We start from the raw sequence: 18577 nt of genomic DNA on the forward strand, positions 1-18577 counted from the left end.
GCACACAGTAATATTAAGCGCGAGCCTTGGGCCTGAGTCTGAACAGCAAGCAATAGGGGCAAAAGCCGCTTAGAGGAGATAGGCATGACAAACGTGGTGATAACCGGGACAGGGCTTTATACACCGGAACACGCCATTGATAATGCGGCGCTGGTGGCTGCATTTAATACGTGGGTGGATAACGAAAATGCGTGTCATGCGGATGCGATTGCACGGGGTGAGCGTGAGCCGCTAGCCCACTCCAGCAGCGAGTTCATCGAAAAAGCCTCTGGTATTAAAAGTCGTTACGTATTGGATGCTTCAGGTATTTTAGATCCTGAGCGGATGTGTCCTCGGCTGCCATTACGTCAAAATGACGAGCCCTCTATTCAGTGTGACATGGCCGTCTCTGCCGCACGCCAAGCGCTGGAAAAAGCCCAGGTAGCACCTGGTGACATCGAACTGGTGATTGTGGCTTGCTCCAATATGGAGCGTGCCTATCCTGCGTTAGCGGTAGAAGTGCAGCAGATGCTGGGTGCCAAGGGTTATGGATTTGATATGAACGTGGCTTGCAGCTCTGCTACGTTCGCCCTTGAATCGGCCGCTAATGCTATTGCGTCCGGCAGTATTAAACGCGCCCTGGTAGTGAACCCGGAAATCTGTTCGGCACATTTAAACTTTCGAGACCGTGACAGCCACTTTATTTTCGGCGATGCTTGCACCGCTGTGGTCCTGGAAAATAGTGTCGATGCAGTGGCCGATGAGCGCTTTGAAATTATAGGTACGCGGCTTGTTACCCAGTTTTCCAATGCCATTCGCAATAATGCCGGCTTTTTAAACCGTGTGACGGACAGTGATCCGTTAGCAATTGATAAGCTCTTTGTGCAAGAAGGGCGGCGAGTTTTCAAAGAAGTATGTCCCATGGTAGCCCAGCTGATTACAGATCACTTGACCTCGTTGGAGCTATCGGGAAGTGATCTCAAAAAAATGTGGCTGCATCAGGCTAACCGCCATATGAACGATCTTATCGCTCGCAGGGTATTGGGTTTTGAGCCCAGTGAGGCGCAAGCGCCCATCATTTTAGACCGCTATGCAAACACAAGCTCCGCTGGTTCCATTATTGCCTTTCATTTACATCATGAGGATATGGTGGAGGGCGACATTGGTGTGATTTGCTCCTTTGGAGCAGGCTACAGCGCAGGGTGCGTCGTAGTTCGACGTCAGTAACAGTACGACGTCAGTGATAGTACGTTAGTTTTTGAAGAGGAATAACCATGCTGCGGTTGTTAGCCAGGCAAGCCACCACTTTTTCACTGCGTAACGCAGCCCTACCAGCTGTGCTGCTTATCACCATGGCGGCTAGCGGTTGTGCCAGCACGCAAATGGCTCAAGATGCGAATCCGGATGATCCGTGGGAGGGCTTTAATCGCCGCGTTTTTGCCTTTAACGATGTCGTTGATCAGTATACGTTGAAGCCGGTAGCCCAAGGGTATCGCACGATTACGCCGAGCCCTGTACAAACCGGTGTCAGCAACTTTTTCTCCAACCTTGGCGAAATTCGTACGACCATAAATAGTCTTCTTCAAGGAAAACCGGCGAACGCTGGGTTGGCAACATCCCGTTTTTTGATCAACACAACGGTGGGTATCGGTGGGTTGCTTGATTACGCGACGTTGATGGAGATTAACGCAAGCGACGAGGATTTCGGGCAAACGCTGGCGGCCTGGGGGTGGGATGACTCACGCTACCTTGTCTTGCCGTTTTTGGGGCCCAGTACGTTACGTGATGCTACGGGTCGGCCTGCTGATATCATGACCTACCCCATCGTTTACGTGGATGATAACACCACCGAGCTTGTATTAAGCGCGCTCAATATTATTGACCGACGCGCCGCATTACTTGATCGGGAAAACTTGATTAGTGGTGATCGCTACAGCTTTGTGCGCGACGCTTATTTGCAGAGCCGCCAGTTTGAAATTAGTGACGGCGAGTTAGGCGATGACCCGTTTGCAATGGATGATTTTGACTTTAACGACAGCGATTTCAATGACAGTGATTTCGACGACAGCGATGTTAGTGACGACGATTTCGCCGATTGAGGCTTGATATGGATCATTCCAGGCAACTGGTTGCGGTAATTGACGCGCCCGGTCCGGAGCGCGATGCGCTGGCAGAAGCCATCACGTGTGATGGTATGGGCGTATATGCTGCAGATAATATCGACTATCTTCCAGCAGAAACCGCTTTGATTGTTGCGCATGCGCACTCGGTGCCTCAGCAGCAGTGGTCGCAGTTGACGCGTCGCTTACCCACGTTGGTGGTAAGCGACTCACGTCAGGATGCGGACCTGATCAAGGCGATTGACATAGGGTTGGTGGACTATATCGTTCATCCTCTACGCCATGCTGAACTGCTGCGACGAATGATTCGTAAGGCTATTGAGCTCAATGAGTTAGCCATTGAGCGAGACCGTGATAGAGAAAGACTCGCTGAATTAAACGAGAGTCTGGAGACACATCTGGCGCTGCTGCGCATGGACCAGCAAAGTGGGGGGCATATTCAGCGTCGGTTATTGCCTGCTCACCCCAAAGTGGTGAACGGCGTTTACTATGATTATTGGTTTGCGCCCTCGCTTTATCTATCCGGCGACTTTCTGGATTATCAGCGTTACAACGACCGTTACAGTGCGTTTTATTTTGCAGACGTTTCTGGGCACGGCGCATCCTCGGCGTTTGTGACCGTGCTGTTAAAGTATTTATGCAACCGTTGGCTGAATGAGTGGGACGGCCAAAAGCCCGAGTGCTTGGCGCCGGACTGGTTGGCCGCTATGAATCGAGAGTTGCAGGGGACCGATATCGGTAAACATGCAACGTTGTTTGTAGGTGTTATTGACCATCACTCTCATACTCTTCACTATTCGCTCGGTGCACAGCTGCCGATGCCTTTTTTGGTTGCGGGCGGTAAGCTCTCTCGGCTTGAAGGAGAGGGGATGCCAGTAGGCCTTTTCCCCGATATAGAGTATCCTTCGCTGAGCTGTGCCTTGCCGGCCGAATTTCGATTATGGCTGTGTTCAGATGGTGTATTGGAATGCTTGCCGGGTAAAACGCTCGACACGCGGCTCAAGGAGCTTGAGCAATTAGTAAGCGAAAGTGTCACGCTTGAGCAGTTGCGCGAACGGCTAGCCAAAACAAGTGTCCTGCTGGCAGCAGGGGAGACGGGTGAGGCGAACCAGGAACGCGGTGCTTTACCCGATGATCTAACAATCATGATGGTGAGCGGATTTGGTCATGCTGATTGATGAAGGCCGTATTAAAGCGGCGTTCGACTCCGGTGTTTTTGTCTTAAAACTCTGTGGCGATGTGCGGTTAACGCTTTGTGCCACGCTGGATACCCAGGCACAACATCTGGCTGAAACGCCTGGGTTACGTGCGGTAATGATTGACTTGCGTGAAGCGACCAATGTCGATTCAACGGCATTGGGTTTTCTTGCAAAGGTGGCGATGGCTGTAAAAGGGCGTTTGGCCCACCCGCCTACTATCATTGCGGATAATCCTGATGTTCGTAAAATGCTCGATGTTATGGGCTTTGCACGTTTTTTTACCTTGATGGAGGCGCCGCTTCAACAGCCGCCGGCGCTTAGCGATGCGCTTGTTGAGCTGCCTGAAGAGCCTGCGGATGAAGATGGGCTGCGCGAGCGAATTCTTGAAGCGCATCGTATTTTAATGCACATGAATGAGCATAATCGCGAGCAGTTCCAGCCGTTGGTTGAGATGTTGGAAGCGCAGAATACAGAACCCCACCATTAAAAAAGCCTCCCTGATAAAGAAAGGGAGGCTCCGACGACTGACAACCCCCCCACTTTTGTGGGGGGGGTCGTTTAAGCGTGGTGCAATTTAATAACTTATGACTTTCGCAGTGTGCCGAGCAATGTTTCCAGCTCACGCTGGTCGGCCATAAATTTGCGAATACCTTCCGCTAGTTTATCAGACGCCATTTCATCTTCATTCATGGCCCAGCGGAAATCGCTTTGCGTTAATGGCTCGTCCGCTGAGCTACTCGCGCCCATCGGCGTTAGCTGGCGAGTTAGTTCACCCTGCTGTTCATCCAACTCGGTAAGCAACTTGGGCGAAATGGTCAGACGGTCACAGCCTGCCAGAGATACAATCTCGCCGATATTACGAAAGCTTGCGCCCATTACGATGGTGGGGTAGTTATGGCCCTTGTAGTAGCTGTAAATCTGTTTGACAGACTGTACGCCTGGGTCATTGTTACCGTTAAAATCGGCTTCAGGCTGACGAGATTTATGCCAATCGAGGATGCGCCCGACAAACGGCGAAATCAAAGTGACGCCTGCATCGGCACATGCTTGAGCCTGAGCAAAACCAAACAGCAGCGTGAGGTTGGTACGGATGCCTTCACGCTCAAGCTGCTGCGCTGCCTGAATACCCTCCCAAGTGGAGGCCATCTTGATTAGTATGCGCTCAGGACCCACGCCCTTTTGGGCGTACCGCTCAATCAATGAATGCGCGCGCGCAATAGTGGCATCACGGTCAAATGAAAGCCGAGCACTTACTTCGGTGGATACGTAGCCGGGCACCAGTTCACTAATTTCACTACCAATCTCGACAGCCACGCGGTCAACCGCATCATCAATATCCTTGCTTTCCTTGGCAATAGCGGCCAAGTGGGCGCGGCGCTGCTCTTGCTGAGCGGCTTGTAGGATGAGCGAAGGGTTCGTCGTTGCATCTTGTGGCGCAAAACGTCGGATGGCTTCAAGGTCGCCGGTATCGGCGACTACCGAGGTCATTTCTTTAAGCTGTGTTAGCAGGCTAGTGGCCATTCATTACTCCTTGCGTCGTTAGTCCTTTACTGTAGCAAGGCAGGCGCTCGCTGAATATTATCCGATGTGGGGGTATTGGATAAGTCAGGTGTTGGCGGAGAGGCTTGCCAAATAAAATCATCGCTGGATATCTCTCCGATTTTAAAGCGTGCGGCTTGTTCACGCATCCTTTCTGCAGCGGCTTCAAGCGACATTGCATCCTGAGCAGTAGCTTCAACCTGCTTGGTATTGGCCCGATTCACCTGGGTCTGGTCTGTTCGTGTAGTGTTGAATTAAGATGTTCAATGTGCGGTGCTGCTCATTATCTGGCTACCGTCTTGGGTTTGTGCCGCCGCCGTAGACGTTAGCTGGGTTGCATCGGCGGCAAAACCAGCGATGGTGGCAACGTTCTCTGTCAGCTCATCCAGGTTAGCTGCGGTCGTTTCGTGGGATTGCGTTTTGCGGGCGTGTTCGGATAGCAAGGTCTTCATTGCCTAGCGCTAGGCGTTGAGCGCTATCGAAAATATGGCGGCTATTACTATGAAGCTCTGAAACGGTTTCAATGAGAGCAGCACGCTGCATATTATATAGCGTCTCGAAGTGTCGGGTGAGGTGCTTCAGCGCTCTAAAATTCATAGTGTTCCCATCAGTTGGTCTTGGAAAAGGCTTATGAATCCTGGGCTCAGCAGTTTCAGTTTTTGGGGCTGCGGTGCTTAATTTTCATCACCGCGTTACTATTTAGCAGCCTATCGATTGCTGCCGTGCTTGATGGTGGCTAATTAATTCAGGGAGTCCTATGGAACTTAACCCACGACGGGTTGCTTTGTTGGTTGCTGCCAACACAGCGCTTGCCCCTTTTGCGATTGACGCCTATCTGCCTGCGATTGGTGTGTTAGCGGAATCTGTTAATGCCAGCATTCATCACGCGGAGCTTTCGATTAGTGTGTTCCTGTTCGGTTTTGCCATTGGTCAACTTGTCTTTGGACCGCTATCTGACCGGATAGGACGCAAGCCGGTACTCATGGGTGGTTTAGTCGTATTTATGCTGGCAAGCCTGATGATTACCACGGCTGATAGCCTCAACTCGCTTTTGTTTTGGCGATTTATCCAGGCGCTGGGTGGCGGAGCCTGCGTGGTAAACTCTGCCGCCATTGTACGCGACTGCTTTAGCGGCCGAGAGGCTGCCAAAGTGATGTCGACCATGGCCATGATCATGATGTTGGCTCCCCTGGTGGCACCGGCGGTGGGGAGTATGCTGCTGCATGTGGCAGGCTGGTGGCTGATTTTTGTTTTTCTTGCGGCATATGCCGGTTTTTTGCTTTGGCTGCTGGGGACTCGGTTACCCGAAACCCGTGATATGACACTGCCTGCAGCGTCGCCTCGTCAGGTGCTCGGCAATTATGTAAGCGTGCTGCGGCATAAAGAAGGCATGGGGTATATCTGTGCAGTGGCCGCCTCTTTTGCCGGTCTTTTCGCCTTTGTAACAGCATCGCCCTTTGTCTATCTTGATTATTTTGGTCTCTCTCCGGGGATGTATCCGCTGATTTTCGGGGTTAACGTCGTTGTTATTGCGCTCTCCAACCGCGTTAATATTTATATGCTGCGTCAACGCACACCCCAACAAAACCTGCGCCTGGGGTTAATGATCCAGATGGTCGCGGGCTTGGGCTTGGTGATCGTTACAGCGTTGGATATGGTCACGCTATATACCGTCGTGCCTCTGGTGATGGTATTTACCGGCATGATTGGCTTGATCACTCCGAATGCCATCTCGTCACTACTGGATCACTTTGGGCATATCAGTGCGACCGCAACGGCGTTGCTAGGTGGCATCCAGTTTAGCTGTGGCGCGCTTGCCGGGGTGTTGGTCGGGGCGTTTGAAGTCGCCCATCTGTGGCCCATGGTATTGACCATGCTGGGGGCGTCATTACTTGGAAATATTGGTGTGCGGATGCTAACCGCCAATTCAGAACAGAGTCGCTAGTCGTTTTACCCTGTCGTAGTGTTCTCCTTTGCTATACGACGTTTTGCGTATTTAACGATTTAGAGATTGTCATATTTCTGCAATGATACGTGTGCAAACTCTCCTTTGTGAAAGGCCAGAAGGCCAACTCTTCCGGTAAGCATCAGCTGGCCGGATATCAAACCAGAGGGGAACACGACGTGAAAAAGCATACGCTAAGTGTTGCAGTAGTAGCCGGTCTAGCGGTAGGTGTTTCAAGCGCTGCCATGGCTCGCGACACAATCCAAATTGCGGGCTCTTCTACTGTACTGCCGTTTGCAGGTATCGTGGCTGAAGAGTTTGGTAATACGTATTCTCAGTTTAATACGCCGGTAGTTGGTTCTGGTGGTTCAAGTGGCGGCCTTCGTCAGTTCTGCCAAGGCGTTGGTGAAAACACCATTGATATCGCTAACGCTTCTCGCTCAATTCGTAGCGGTGAGGTTGAGAGCTGTGCCGAAAACGGTGTTAACGAAATTATTGAAATCCAATTCGGCTACGACGGCATTGTATTTGCCTCGCGCCTTGATCGTGGCGAGTTTGCACTAACGCCTGAGCATGTTTTCAAAGCGGCGGCTGCTCAACTGCCGCAAAACGGCGAACTGGTTGATAACCCCTACACCCGCTGGTCTGAAATCGACAGCAACCTGCCTGACCAGGAAATCGTACTGGTTATCCCGGCTTCCAACCACGGTACGCGTGAAGTCTTTGAAGAGAAAGTCGTTCACCCGGGTTGTGACACTGTTGCTGAAGTAGAAGGCGATGCTTGCATCAACCTGCGTGGCGATGGCCGTATCGTTGAAATTGCCGGCGATTACACCGAAACACTGGCACGTCTGGATGCTCAGGAAGATGCAGTAGGTGTCTTCGGTCTTAGCTTCTACGATCAAAACCGTGACCGCTTGCAAGTGGCGACCGTTGATGGTGTAACGCCTAGCCTGGAAACGATTGGTTCTGGTGAGTATCCGGTTTCTCGTCCGCTGTTCTTCTACGTGAAAGGCGAGCACATTGACGTGATTCCTGGCCTGGCGGAATACACGGAGTTCTTCCTGAACGAAATGACCTCTGGCTATGGCAGCCCGCTGGAAGACGCTGGTCTGATCCCGATGGATGAGAGCGAGCGTAGCCAAGTGCTTGAGCAGTTCGAATCCCGTACGGTCGTAAGCGTCGACTAAGTGCGGCACTGCTTCAGATTCGGTGTACTTTATTAAGTTTGTTTTTGCGCCAGCATCATGCAGTTGATGCTGGCGCTTAAACGTAGCAAGTCAAAGGCGGAAAGATAATGAGCAACTTTGCCTTGATAGCCACGCTGTTGGTGTTGATGGCCTTGGCATACCATTTAGGCTTGACGCGCAGCCGTGCGGTTGCGGCAACTCAAGATGTACGAATGCATTCGCGGCCGGGCTATTACGGTACGCTTGTGGCGCTTTGGTGCGGCTTGCCTGCACTCGCTATATTTTTGTTATGGTCATTTTTAGCCCCTCAGTTAATCGACATGCTGGTTATTCAGCAGTTGCCTACTGACATGGTTGCCAGTATGAGCGACCGTGAAATGCAAACGTTTCTGGATCGTGTAACTGCCTTGGCAAACGAACGTGGCGTAGCGGGTGGTGGTAGTCCTGAAGAGTGGGCCGCTGCGGCACATATGGCAAGGCTTCAAACGTTTGAAAATTTTAGCCTGGTGGCATTAGTCGCCGTGCTATCTGTGGCGGGCCTGGTCATTGCACGGCGGCGTATCACGCCCCAGTGGCGCGCCCGTAACCAAGTTGAACGGGTTATTATGTTTGCGCTAGCCGCAAGCTCGGCTGTCGCTATATTTACAACGATTGGCATTGTGCTCTCCATGCTGGGCGAGGCAATGAAGTTCTTTAGTTTTATTAGTCCCGTCGACTTCTTTTTTGGCACTACCTGGAACCCTCGATTTAGCACCTCTGGTACCTCTGACCAAGGGGAGTTTGGTTTATTGCCGCTCCTCTGGGGCACCATAATGGTCAGTGGCATTGCACTGTTGGTAGCGATTCCTGTTGGGTTAATGACCGCAATCTACATGGCAGAGTACGCACCGCCCTGGTTGCGCAATGTGGCCAAGCCGGTGATTGAGATTTTGGCGGGTATCCCGACCATTGTTTATGGCTTTTTCGCGCTGATGGTTGTGGGCCCCTTTCTCTCCGCTTTTGGTGATCTGATTGGCATTAATATTCGCACAACCAGCGCGATAACAGCGGGCCTGGTCATGGGGATCATGATCATTCCTTTTGTCTCTTCGCTGTCTGACGACATTATTACCCAAGTGCCTGAGTCGCTGAGGGATGGTGCATTAGGTTTGGGCGCCACCAAGTCTGAAACGATTCGACAGGTGGTATTGCCCGCCGCGCTTCCCGGCATTGTGGGTGCTTTTTTGCTGGCAGCAAGCCGCGCGATTGGGGAAACCATGATTGTGGTATTGGCCGCTGGTAATAACCCTGTACTGCATGCCAACCCTTTCGAGGCGGTATCGACTATTACCGTAACGATTGTTAACCAATTGACCGGGGATATGGATTTTGCAAGCCCCCAGTCACTGGTTGCGTTTGCCCTCGGTCTTACCCTGTTTGTGATCACCTTAGGCCTAAACGTCATCGCACTGGTTGTCGTGCGTAAATATCGCCAGCAATACGAGTAAGTGACTATGTCCATAACGATTGAGCAGCGCCGGCAACACCGGCTGATGACGATAGAAAAGTCGCTGGCGAAACGGCATCGTAAAGAAAACAGCTTTCGGCGGATGGGACTTGTCGCTGTTATTACCGGTATGGTGCTGGTCGCCATCCTGTTTATCAGCATACTAATGCGTGGTGTGCCGGCATTTTGGCAGGCCACCATGTACATGGATGTGTATTTCGACCCCGAGATTATCCAGCTTGAGCCCAAGCCTGAACGCGCTAGTGGCGAGAGCCAGTTTGAGTTTGAAGAGCGTTTTTTACAGTGGGAAACACAAGCAGGGCTGGCCAATTGGCAATCCTTAATTGATAACGCACTGGAAGAGGCGTTGGGGGTAGAGGTAGAGGGGCCGCAGTTACGTGATCTGCGTGCGCTTGTCACCTCTGGCGAGCGCTACGCGTTGCGTGATCGGTTTATTGAAGATCCTTCGCTGTTGGGGCAAACCGTCGAACTCAAGATGCTGGCGAGTGCGAACGTGGATGTCTGGATCAAAGGCAATATTGATCGTGATTTGCCGGATGCACGCCAACAGCTAAGTGCTCAAACGCGCGCCTGGGCTGACGAGCTTGAAGCGTCTGGCGTCATTCGTAACGCGTTTAGTACCTCGTTATTTTTAAATACTGACTCACGCAGCTCTTTGGCATCAGCGGGCCTGGCCGGTGCCTTTATGGGTTCGCTGTTTATGATGATCATCGTCATCGCGCTGTCTGTGCCGTTAGGGGTATCAAGCGCTATTTATCTGGAAGAGTTTGCGCCCAAGAATCGCTTAACCGATCTAATTGAAATCAATATCAATAACCTGGCAGCGGTTCCTTCCATTGTGTTTGGTTTGCTGGGCGCATCTATCTTTATTGGGTATTTAAGACTGCCTATTTCAGCGCCGCTGGTAGGGGGGCTGGTGCTTACGTTGATGACGTTACCGACCATTATTATCGCTACGCGGGCATCGTTACGCTCCATTCCGCCCTCTATTCGTCAAGCGGCGTTGGGGATCGGGGCATCGCGAGTGCAGACGGTATTTCACCACGTATTGCCCTTGGCGCTTCCCGGTATTTTGACAGGCTCTATTTTGGGTGTTGCTCAAGCATTGGGGGAAACAGCGCCCTTGCTTCTGATCGGTATGAACGCGTTTGTCGCGAGTGTGCCAGCAACACCGTTGGATCAATCAACCGCGCTGCCAGTACAGATTTATCTATGGCAAGGCAATGAGCTGCGTAATTTCTTCGAAGCACGCACGTCTGCGGCCATCATTGTATTGCTGGGACTAATGTTAAGCTTGAATGCATTGGCGATTTGGTTGCGTAAAAAATTCGAGACGAGGTGGTAAGTGAATACTTCAACAGAGCCGATGACAACAACTCCCATGGTTAGCGTCGGGGGCGGTGAAAGCCGCACCAGCAAGGCGAAAGACAAGGTCAAAATGAGTGCCGAAGCCGTTAAGGTGTTTTACGGTGACTCTCAGGCAATTAACGGTATTGACCTGGATATTTACGAAAACGAAGTGCTGGCCTTTATTGGGCCTTCCGGTTGCGGTAAATCGACATTTTTACGCTGCTTAAACCGCATGAACGACACCATCGATATCTGTCGTGTTGAAGGCAAAATTACATTAGATCAAAACGATATTTATGCGGCTAACCGTGATGTAGTATTGCTGCGCGCTCAGGTGGGGATTGTGTTCCAAAAGCCGAATCCCTTCCCGAAATCCATCTACGAAAATATTGCATATGGGCCGCGCTTGCACGGCTTGGCTCGGCGTAAGGCCGAGCTTGACGATATTGTAGAAAGCAGCCTGCGCCGCGCAGGGCTTTGGGAAGAGGTAAAAGACCGTCTTGATCAGCCAGGTACCGGGTTGTCAGGTGGTCAGCAGCAGCGTTTGTGTATTGCACGGACGGTCGCGGTAAGTCCGGATGTTATTTTGATGGATGAGCCGTGCTCTGCACTTGACCCGATTGCCACGGCCAAAGTGGAGCAGCTGATTGATGAGCTAAGTGAGAGCTATACCATCGTTATGGTGACTCACAATATGCAGCAGGCCGCTCGAGTGGCAGACCGCACTGCGTTCTTCCATATGGGCGACCTGGTCGAAGTGGATAGCACTGATCAGATATTCACTAACCCTCAGGATCAGCGTACTCACGACTACATTACCGGGCGGTTTGGATAAGCAACAACTTCCTGGCGTGAGTGATAGGAAAGCGCGGGGCTAACGCTGCAAAGCGTTGGCCCCGCGTCGTTTATGTCAGTCGATAAGCTCAACAGCAACCGCTGTGGCCTCGCCGCCACCAATACACAGGCTGGCAATGCCACGTTTGCCGCCTTGAGTACGTAGGGCATGAATAAGCGTGGCAATGATGCGTGAACCGGTAGAGCCAACAGGGTGCCCTTGGGCGCAGGCGCCACCAAAAATATTGACCTTGCTGTGAGGTAAGCCAAGATCGTCCATTGCCATTAGCGTCACCACGGCAAAGGCTTCGTTAATCTCAAATAAATCGACGTCGCCGACGCTCCAGCCAAGCTTTTTCATCAGGCTTTCTATGGCGCCTACCGGGGCAATCGTAAACTCGCTGGGGTGGCGAGCGTGGGTTGCATGCCCCAGCATTCTGGCTAATGGCTTCACGCCGTGGCGTTCGGCTGCATCGGCGCTTGCCACGATAAGCGCTGAAGCGCCATCGGAGATAGAGCTGGCATTTGCTGCGGTGATGGTGCCCTCTTTAGAAAAGGCTGGTCGCATGTGGCGAATTTTGTCGAGTTTGGCTTGAAACGGTTGTTCATCATGTTCAATAAGCGTGTCGCCTTGGCGCGTAGATACGGTGACGGGCGCCATTTCAGCATCCAGTTGCCCACCGTTGGAAGCAGCGATAGCGCGCTCGAGCGAGGCAATGGAAAAATCATCCAAACGCTCCCGCGTGTAGCCTCGTTGAGAAGCGATATCCTGAGCGAAAACGCCCATTAATGTGCCCGTTTCAGCATCCTCAAGACCATCCAAAAACATGTGGTCTTTGAGTTCGCCGTGGCCTAACCGATAACCGCCGCGGGCTTTGGTCAGCACGTAGGGGGCGTTGGACATGGACTCCATGCCCCCCGCCAGTAGAATTTTCCCGCTACCCGCTTTAATCACGTCGTGGGCGAGCATGGCGGCCTTCATGCCCGAACCACATAGCTTGTTAATCGTCATTGCGCCGCACGCATCGGGTATGCCGGCCTGACGCATGGCTTGGCGAGCGGGGCCTTGTTTGACACCCCCCGGAAGCACGCAGCCCATAATGCCTTCATCAATGGCATCGGGCTCAATGCCCGCGCGTTGAACCGCTGCACGAATAGCAACCGCGCCCAGTTCAGGGGCGCTCATGCTCGATAAGCTGCCCATCATGCCTCCCATGGGGGTGCGTGCAGCGGATAGAAATACGATATCGGTTGCAGTATTCATTAGCTAACTCCTTAGGATTTATTGTGATTATTCTGCTGGGCGATAAGCGATGCGTTGACCCGTTGGCGGGGCTGTGGTTTTCTCGTGGATAACCAAGCAAGCGCTAGTGTGAGTGAAATGAATGTAATAAATGCATCTGTGCGCCGCAAGGAATTGACGCGTTTAGCGGCTCAGCTCTTTGTCCAGGAGGGCTTTGATCGTACCACTGTACGTATGCTGGCGCAGGAAATGGGTATCAAGTCCGGCAGCCTGTTTCATCACTTCAAGGATAAACAGGAAATCCTTGCTGCGGTAATCGAGGAAGGAATGCAGAATGCGCTAATGATTGCTCGTCAATCGATTGAGCGCTGCTCGTCTGACCCTGAAGAGCGGCTGCGCGCGATGGCACGTGCTCATCTGGAAACGCTGTTTACCGACCGCAATGCTCATGTGGTGGCCCTGTTTGAATGGCGGCGCCTGGACCCTGCCGCTAGCGCACACTTAAGCCATTTGCGCGATGCGTATGAGGCCTTATGGGTGCAGGTTATAGACGATGCATTGGAAGCGAAGCTTATCCGTGGGGATCGCTTTCTGGTTTCGCGATTTATATTGGGCGCTTTGAACTGGACCGTGCGCTGGTATGACCCCGGCGGCCCACGTACGCCAGATGACCTTGCGGATGAGCTGGTGGCGATGATCATGGCGCGCTAAGCGCTATTTTTTTAAGCAACCAGCCAGACGCCCTCAATGCTTTTTTCTAGCAGTAGTAAATAGGCACTTGCTGCCAGCGACTCGTCTGTGTATTTCCTCGACCAACGTATAACCCTTTAACGCGGTAGATAGCTTGCGCTTCCTGCGGATTGCTTTTAGCGTTGAGGTTATCTGTGGGGTTCCGTTAACGTAAACTGAAAGCAATGCACGCATGACTTAAAACGTTACCCCGCCTGTTGCAAGACTGCTCATTACCAACAACATAAGAGAGCCATCATGACAGCGACATCACTCCCCGATTATTCGGGTTATCTTGAGCATTTCTCAATCGGCCAGATGGTTGCCCGTCTGGATGATCATCAGGACGGCCAGCTCAATGCTTTTGAAGCGTGCTGCGGACGCCATGTGCGAGCGGGGCGCGGAGAAGTGCTGGCGCTGATTCATGAGGATACCCAAGGGGTAACACACACCCTGACGTATGCCGAGCTGGACGAACAGAGTGGCAAACTGGCGGGTTGGTTGGTGGCGCAAGGCCTAAAAGAGGGAGACCGCATTGCCTGCATGCTGCCTCGGTCAGAGGCGTTGCTGATAGCTGTGCTTGCTACTTGGCGGATAGGAGGCGTATATCAGCCGCTATTTACAGCCTTTGGGCCTGATGCAGTGGGTTACCGTTTGGGCCGGGCAGATACCAAGCTGGTGATCACCGATCACGCCAACCGCGATAAATTTGACGGCTTGAGTCAGTGCCCGTCAATACTGACGGTGGGAGGGGCGAGCCGCGAACATCCAAATGATCTGGATTGGCAGGCTGCCTTGGCGCACGCGTCGATGACGGCCCAGCCGCCTCGCCTTGATCCTACCCAGCCTTTTTTGCAAATGTTCACCTCGGGTACCGTGGGCAAGCCCAAGGGTGTGGCTGTGCCGCTTTCGGCAATGACCGCCTTTGCGCTGTATATGGAACTTGCCGTTGACCTGCGTGATGATGACTGCTTCTGGAATATGGCGGACCCTGGGTGGGCGTATGGCCTTTACTACGCCATTACCGGACCGCTGCTGTTAGGTGTGACCACGCATTTCTGCGAAGCCGGGTTTAGTGCCGAAGGGGCGCTTGACTTTATGAAACGTCACCGGATCACCAATTTTGCGGCAGCCCCCACGGCCTATCGTTTAATGAAGGCGTCAGGATTGTTCGATGATGCCTATCAAACGTTATCGCTGCGCGCTGCCAGCTCGGCAGGCGAGCCGTTAAATACTGAAGTGGTCAACTGGGTCGAAAAATCGCTTGGCTGTTCAGTGATGGACCACTACGGGCAAACCGAAACGGGCATGACCTGCAACAATCATCATACCCTTGATCACCCCAAGCATGTAGGTGGCATGGGCGTACCTTTGCCGGGCTATCGGCTGGCCATTCTGGATGCAGAGTATAATGAGTTGCCAGCGGGAGAGCCGGGCGTACTGGCCGTGGATATTGAACATTCACCGGCGCATTTTTTCCAAGGGTATACGTGGCAAGAGAAAAATCCCTTTATGAAAGGCTATTATCTGACCGGCGATGTAGTGATCTGTAATGAGGATGGTTCGTTCCAGTTTGCAGGCCGTGATGATGACATTATTACCACCGCTGGCTACCGGGTAGGGCCTACTGATGTGGAGAATAGCGTCATGATGCATCCTGCCGTGGCGGAATCTGCGGCGGTCGGGCAGCCTGATGAAATTCGCGGCGAGGTGATCAAGTCCTATATTGTGCTTCGCGAAGGGTACGAGCCAAGCAATGAGCTGGCTGAGGCGATTCGTCAGCAGGTGCGTGAACGACTATCTGCCCATGCGTTCCCTCGGGTCATTGAATTCGTCGAGGAGTTGCCTAAAACGCCTAGCGGCAAGATCCAACGCTTCAAGCTACGTGCGCAAGCGGTTGAACAAGCCGGCCATAACAATTAATCAATCCAGGGAGAGCCATTATGCAGGTAAAGGAGAGCACGTTTTTAATTACCGGGGCGGCGTCTGGGTTGGGCGCAGCAACGGCTGAGCGGTTGGTGGCTGCTGGCGCCAAGGTGGTGCTGTGTGATGTAAGCGACAGTATTCGCCGTCATGCTGCCCAACTGGGAGAGCGCGCAAAAGCCTGTACGGCCGATATTACCTCTTCAGAGCAGATGCAGCGGGCGTTCGAGGTCGCTGCCAAATTGAGCGAAGAAAAAGGGGTCGCGGGTGTTATTCACTGTGCTGGCGTGATTAGCGTGGCCAAGCTAGTGGATCGGGAGGGCAATCCGGCTGACCTGGATGCCTATGCCAAAACAATCCATATCAATCTGGTAGGCACCTTCAACGTCATGCGCTTGGCCGCGGCGACCATGGCAAAAAACACGCCCAATCAGGATGGCGAGCGTGGCGTGATTATTAACACGGCATCTATAGCCGCCTTCGATGGCCAGGTGGGGCAGTGCGCTTACAGCGCCTCTAAAGCAGGCGTAGTGGGGATGAGTTTGCCTGCCGCTAGAGAGCTTTCACGGCATGCTATTCGTGTCATGGCGATTGCGCCGGGAGTGTTTGAAACACCGATGATGGGCGACATACCTGATGAAGCCGCCCAAGCGCTTGCCGCCTCTGTTCCTTTTCCCAAGCGATTAGGCAAAGCGGAGGAGTTTGCCCAGCTAGCCGAGCATATTATTGTTAATTCCATGCTTAATGGTGAGGTGATTCGGTTGGACGGTGGTATTCGGATGCAGTGAAAGCGCATCCGTTGCTTAGACATCAACTCGCCAGCAATTCGGCTGGCGAGTTTTTTGCGTTTAGCCGATCAATTCTCAATGCTTCGACCAAAGGACTAGCGTTAATGTGGCTTTAATTCAAACGCTCGCTTGACTCGCTTTGCGGTGCGCGCTAGCTTTCAAACATGTGTTTGAAAGCTGTTTTTTGAAATCCACCGCTGCTTTCAACTCCCCGTTTAGGAGAAGTGCTATGCCAAGTTATCAGGCCCCTCTGCGTGATATGCGTTTCGTCATGGACGAAATGCTTGATTATCCTGCTCACTACGCTGCATTGCCAGAAGGTGATGACGCTTCACCCGACGTAGTGGCCGCCATTCTGGAAGAGGGCGCGCGCTTTTCTCGTGATGTTCTCCTGCCAATTAATCAAAGCGGCGATGAAGAGGGTTGTGTGCTAGAGGGCGGTGAGGTGAAAGCGCCTCAAGGCTTCAAGGAGGCGTACCAGCAGTACGTAGAAGGCGGTTGGCCAAGTCTGGCGGCTGACCCCGAGCACGGTGGGCAAGGGCTGCCGCCTTCGCTTGCTATGGTGCTTTCGGAAATGATCTGCGCGACCAATTTAGCCTGGGGTATGTATCCAGGGCTTTCACATGGTGCCGCTGACGCGCTGCGCCATCATGGCACCGACGAGCAGAAAGCGACGTATCTTACCAAGCTGGTGGAAGGCGTTTGGACGGGCACCATGTGCTTAACAGAGCCTCACTGTGGTACCGATCTTGGGTTAATCAAGACTCGCGCGGTGCCAACTGCTGGAGAGGCTTATACCATTACCGGCACCAAGATATTTATCTCCGCTGGTGAGCATGACTTGGCCGAAAACATTGTCCATCTGGTGCTCGCCAAACTGCCTGATGCGCCAGAAGGGTCAAAAGGTATTTCACTCTTTGTCGTGCCTAAGTTTTTACCTAATGCGGATGGCAATCCCGGTGAGCGCAATGGGGTAACCTGCGGCTCCCTGGAGCATAAAATGGGCATTCATGGTAACGCGACGTGCGTTATGAACTTTGATGGTGCCACTGGTTATCTGGTTGGGGCGCCTAATAAAGGGCTGGCGTGCATGTTTACCATGATGAATGCTGCGCGCCTTGGCGTGGGTATCCAAGGGCTTGGCCTCATTGAAGCCAGTTTTCAAAATTCGTTGAGTTACGCCCGTGACCGCCTACAGATGCGTGGTTTGTCAGGCAAGCAGGCGCCCGAAAAACCTGCCGACCCGATTATCGTTCATCCGGATGTGCGCCGGATGCTGCTAACGCAAAAAGCGTTTGCCGAAGGTGGGCGCATGCTGGTGCTTTACGCCGCCCAGTTGCTGGACACCGTTGAGCTTGGTCAGCCTGGTGAAGAAAAAGAGCGTGCTGAAACCTTGCTGGGACTGCTTACGCCGATCGTTAAAGCGTTTTTAACGGAAGTTGGTTTTGAGAGTACTAATGAAGGCGTACAAGTTTTTGGTGGTCACGGCTTTATTAAAGAGTGGGGAATGGAGCAGTTAGTGCGTGATGCACGTATTACGCGGCTCTATGAAGGTACTACCGGCATTCAGGCACTCGACCTGCTGGGGCGAAAAGTGCTGATGAGCCAAGGGGAGTCGCTCAAGGTCTTTACCAAAGAGATTCATAAATTCTGTAAAGCCGAGGCTGATAACCCTGCGCTTAAAGAGTTTGTTACGCCGCTGTCTAAGCTCAACGCAGAGTGGGGTGAGCTGACGATGGGGGTCGGCATGAAGGCGATGCAGGATCGTGAGGAAGTTGGGGCGGCAAGTGTCGACTACCTGATGTATTCCGGCTATGTCGCGCTTGCTTATCTGTTTGCGCGAGCGGCTAAACAAGCATCTGTTGCGCTTGAAGGTGATGATAAGGCGTTTTATGCCGCCAAGCTTAATACTGCGCGATTCTACTATCAGCGGCTACTGCCGCGTACGAAAGCGCATGCGCAGATGATCCAGGCCGGTGCTGGCAGCTTAATGGCTATCTCCAGCGAAGATTTTGGTCTGGGCTTTGAGATCTAACATGTAGTGTGTGCAGGCACGCTTTGGTTATTCGCCAAACGTTTTTATCAGTACTGTGTTCGGTGGTTTGCGGCAGTCTCTTGTTATGGAGCATATCCATCAAGCAGACCTGCCGCTTTTTTATAGGGCGCTGGATCTTTTTAAAGATAGTGCTTGCCAAACGTCCGGCGAATCCGTAAAGTACGCATCCGCTGCC

Annotated in this window: 18 protein-coding genes; 14 read left to right on the forward strand and 4 right to left on the reverse strand. The window is 52.6% G+C overall.

Features of this window, described 5'->3' with window-relative positions; translation table 11 throughout:
• Positions 1-84: 84 nt before the first annotated feature.
• Genes ACT3RQ_RS12895 through ACT3RQ_RS12910 form a run of 4 tightly spaced genes read left to right on the forward strand, consistent with a single transcriptional unit; the run spans position 85 to position 3785 of the window.
• Positions 85-1206, forward strand: coding sequence for a beta-ketoacyl-ACP synthase III (locus tag ACT3RQ_RS12895; protein ID WP_444639514.1), 1122 nt, complete (start codon positions 85-87; stop codon positions 1204-1206).
• 47 nt (positions 1207-1253) lie between these two features.
• Positions 1254-2078 carry an MlaA family lipoprotein gene (locus ACT3RQ_RS12900; protein ID WP_193054899.1) on the forward strand — a complete coding sequence of 275 codons (825 nt, stop codon included), beginning with the start codon at positions 1254-1256 and terminating at the stop codon, positions 2076-2078.
• Positions 2079-2086: 8 nt separating this feature from the next.
• Entirely contained in the window at positions 2087-3277 is a 1191-nt protein-coding gene (locus tag ACT3RQ_RS12905; protein WP_172117057.1) for a PP2C family protein-serine/threonine phosphatase, read from the forward strand.
• Positions 3267-3785, forward strand: coding sequence for an STAS domain-containing protein (locus tag ACT3RQ_RS12910; RefSeq protein WP_193057118.1), 519 nt, complete (start codon positions 3267-3269; stop codon positions 3783-3785). The genes ACT3RQ_RS12905 and ACT3RQ_RS12910 overlap by 11 nt, the downstream gene beginning before the upstream one ends.
• A gap of 95 nt (positions 3786-3880) precedes the next feature.
• On the opposite strand, the gene tal is transcribed toward ACT3RQ_RS12910, so the two are convergent.
• From tal to ACT3RQ_RS12925, 3 genes are read right to left on the reverse strand one after another with little or no spacing between them, the layout of a single operon-like run.
• A complete protein-coding gene (gene tal, locus ACT3RQ_RS12915; protein WP_444639515.1) occupies positions 3881-4819 on the reverse strand; it encodes a transaldolase in 939 nt (312 codons plus the stop codon).
• Between the two features lie 26 nt (positions 4820-4845).
• The gene (locus ACT3RQ_RS12920; RefSeq protein WP_444639516.1) at positions 4846-5061 is read right to left on the reverse strand and encodes a hypothetical protein; all 216 of its coding nucleotides are present in this window, start codon (positions 5059-5061) and stop codon (positions 4846-4848) included.
• Positions 5062-5100: 39 nt separating this feature from the next.
• Positions 5101-5289, reverse strand: coding sequence for a hypothetical protein (locus tag ACT3RQ_RS12925; RefSeq protein WP_444639517.1), 189 nt, complete (start codon positions 5287-5289; stop codon positions 5101-5103).
• A 305-nt stretch (positions 5290-5594) separates the two neighbouring features.
• On the opposite strand from ACT3RQ_RS12925, the gene ACT3RQ_RS12930 reads away from it, so the two are divergent.
• The 5 genes from ACT3RQ_RS12930 to pstB all read left to right on the forward strand — a co-directional run bounded on the left by ACT3RQ_RS12930 (position 5595) and on the right by pstB (position 11664).
• The gene (locus ACT3RQ_RS12930) at positions 5595-6782 is read left to right on the forward strand and encodes a multidrug effflux MFS transporter (RefSeq protein WP_444639518.1); all 1188 of its coding nucleotides are present in this window, start codon (positions 5595-5597) and stop codon (positions 6780-6782) included.
• Positions 6783-6961: 179 nt separating this feature from the next.
• Entirely contained in the window at positions 6962-7972 is a 1011-nt protein-coding gene (locus ACT3RQ_RS12935; protein ID WP_172117052.1) for a substrate-binding domain-containing protein, read from the forward strand.
• Positions 7973-8079: 107 nt separating this feature from the next.
• Positions 8080-9459 (forward strand): phosphate ABC transporter permease subunit PstC, encoded by a 1380-nt coding sequence (pstC, locus tag ACT3RQ_RS12940; protein WP_444680606.1) that lies wholly within the window; start codon positions 8080-8082, stop codon positions 9457-9459.
• A 6-nt stretch (positions 9460-9465) separates the two neighbouring features.
• A complete protein-coding gene (gene pstA, locus ACT3RQ_RS12945; RefSeq protein ID WP_444639520.1) occupies positions 9466-10824 on the forward strand; it encodes a phosphate ABC transporter permease PstA in 1359 nt (452 codons plus the stop codon).
• 36 nt (positions 10825-10860) lie between these two features.
• Positions 10861-11664, forward strand: coding sequence for a phosphate ABC transporter ATP-binding protein PstB (gene pstB, locus ACT3RQ_RS12950; protein WP_172117307.1), 804 nt, complete (start codon positions 10861-10863; stop codon positions 11662-11664).
• 75 nt (positions 11665-11739) lie between these two features.
• Here pstB and ACT3RQ_RS12955 read toward each other — a convergent pair whose 3' ends face one another.
• Positions 11740-12927, reverse strand: coding sequence for an acetyl-CoA C-acyltransferase (locus ACT3RQ_RS12955; RefSeq protein ID WP_444639521.1), 1188 nt, complete (start codon positions 12925-12927; stop codon positions 11740-11742).
• A gap of 117 nt (positions 12928-13044) precedes the next feature.
• Here ACT3RQ_RS12955 and ACT3RQ_RS12960 point away from each other — a divergent pair, with 117 nt between their 5' ends.
• The 5 genes from ACT3RQ_RS12960 to ACT3RQ_RS12980 all read left to right on the forward strand — a co-directional run.
• Positions 13045-13617: a TetR/AcrR family transcriptional regulator gene (locus ACT3RQ_RS12960; RefSeq protein WP_444639522.1), complete on the forward strand. Its 573-nt coding sequence runs from the start codon at positions 13045-13047 to the stop codon at positions 13615-13617.
• A gap of 276 nt (positions 13618-13893) precedes the next feature.
• Positions 13894-15558, forward strand: a complete 1665-nt coding sequence (locus ACT3RQ_RS12965) for an AMP-binding protein (RefSeq protein ID WP_444639523.1) — start codon at positions 13894-13896, stop codon at positions 15556-15558.
• Between the two features lie 20 nt (positions 15559-15578).
• Entirely contained in the window at positions 15579-16346 is a 768-nt protein-coding gene (locus tag ACT3RQ_RS12970) for an SDR family NAD(P)-dependent oxidoreductase (protein WP_444639524.1), read from the forward strand.
• A gap of 229 nt (positions 16347-16575) precedes the next feature.
• Positions 16576-18381 carry an acyl-CoA dehydrogenase C-terminal domain-containing protein gene (locus ACT3RQ_RS12975; RefSeq protein ID WP_444639525.1) on the forward strand — a complete coding sequence of 602 codons (1806 nt, stop codon included), beginning with the start codon at positions 16576-16578 and terminating at the stop codon, positions 18379-18381.
• 10 nt (positions 18382-18391) lie between these two features.
• Positions 18392-18577 (forward strand): hypothetical protein (locus tag ACT3RQ_RS12980; protein WP_444680607.1); only part of this gene is annotated, 186 nt, incomplete at its 3' end.

It is taken from the genome of Halomonas sp. AOP43-D1-4 (genome assembly GCF_052446175.1).
GTDB lineage: Bacteria > Pseudomonadota > Gammaproteobacteria > Pseudomonadales > Halomonadaceae > Vreelandella > Vreelandella citrativorans.

What these genes read in the sequence shown, in the direction of transcription:
- ACT3RQ_RS12905 (WP_172117057.1), top strand. Translation starts at nt 2,087, where the DNA reads ATGGATCATTCCAGGCAACTGGTTGCGGTAATTGACGCGCCCGGTCCG.
- ACT3RQ_RS12925 (WP_444639517.1), bottom strand. Translation starts at nt 5,289, where the DNA reads ATGAAGACCTTGCTATCCGAACACGCCCGCAAAACGCAATCCCACGAA.
- ACT3RQ_RS12900 (WP_193054899.1), top strand. Translation starts at nt 1,254, where the DNA reads ATGCTGCGGTTGTTAGCCAGGCAAGCCACCACTTTTTCACTGCGTAAC.
- pstA (WP_444639520.1), top strand. Translation starts at nt 9,466, where the DNA reads ATGTCCATAACGATTGAGCAGCGCCGGCAACACCGGCTGATGACGATA.
- pstC (WP_444680606.1), top strand. Translation starts at nt 8,080, where the DNA reads ATGAGCAACTTTGCCTTGATAGCCACGCTGTTGGTGTTGATGGCCTTG.
- ACT3RQ_RS12970 (WP_444639524.1), top strand. Translation starts at nt 15,579, where the DNA reads ATGCAGGTAAAGGAGAGCACGTTTTTAATTACCGGGGCGGCGTCTGGG.
- tal (WP_444639515.1), bottom strand. Translation starts at nt 4,819, where the DNA reads ATGGCCACTAGCCTGCTAACACAGCTTAAAGAAATGACCTCGGTAGTC.
- ACT3RQ_RS12955 (WP_444639521.1), bottom strand. Translation starts at nt 12,927, where the DNA reads ATGAATACTGCAACCGATATCGTATTTCTATCCGCTGCACGCACCCCC.
- ACT3RQ_RS12960 (WP_444639522.1), top strand. Translation starts at nt 13,045, where the DNA reads ATGAATGTAATAAATGCATCTGTGCGCCGCAAGGAATTGACGCGTTTA.
- ACT3RQ_RS12895 (WP_444639514.1), top strand. Translation starts at nt 85, where the DNA reads ATGACAAACGTGGTGATAACCGGGACAGGGCTTTATACACCGGAACAC.
- ACT3RQ_RS12930 (WP_444639518.1), top strand. Translation starts at nt 5,595, where the DNA reads ATGGAACTTAACCCACGACGGGTTGCTTTGTTGGTTGCTGCCAACACA.
- ACT3RQ_RS12910 (WP_193057118.1), top strand. Translation starts at nt 3,267, where the DNA reads ATGCTGATTGATGAAGGCCGTATTAAAGCGGCGTTCGACTCCGGTGTT.
- ACT3RQ_RS12975 (WP_444639525.1), top strand. Translation starts at nt 16,576, where the DNA reads ATGCCAAGTTATCAGGCCCCTCTGCGTGATATGCGTTTCGTCATGGAC.
- ACT3RQ_RS12965 (WP_444639523.1), top strand. Translation starts at nt 13,894, where the DNA reads ATGACAGCGACATCACTCCCCGATTATTCGGGTTATCTTGAGCATTTC.
- pstB (WP_172117307.1), top strand. Translation starts at nt 10,861, where the DNA reads ATGGTTAGCGTCGGGGGCGGTGAAAGCCGCACCAGCAAGGCGAAAGAC.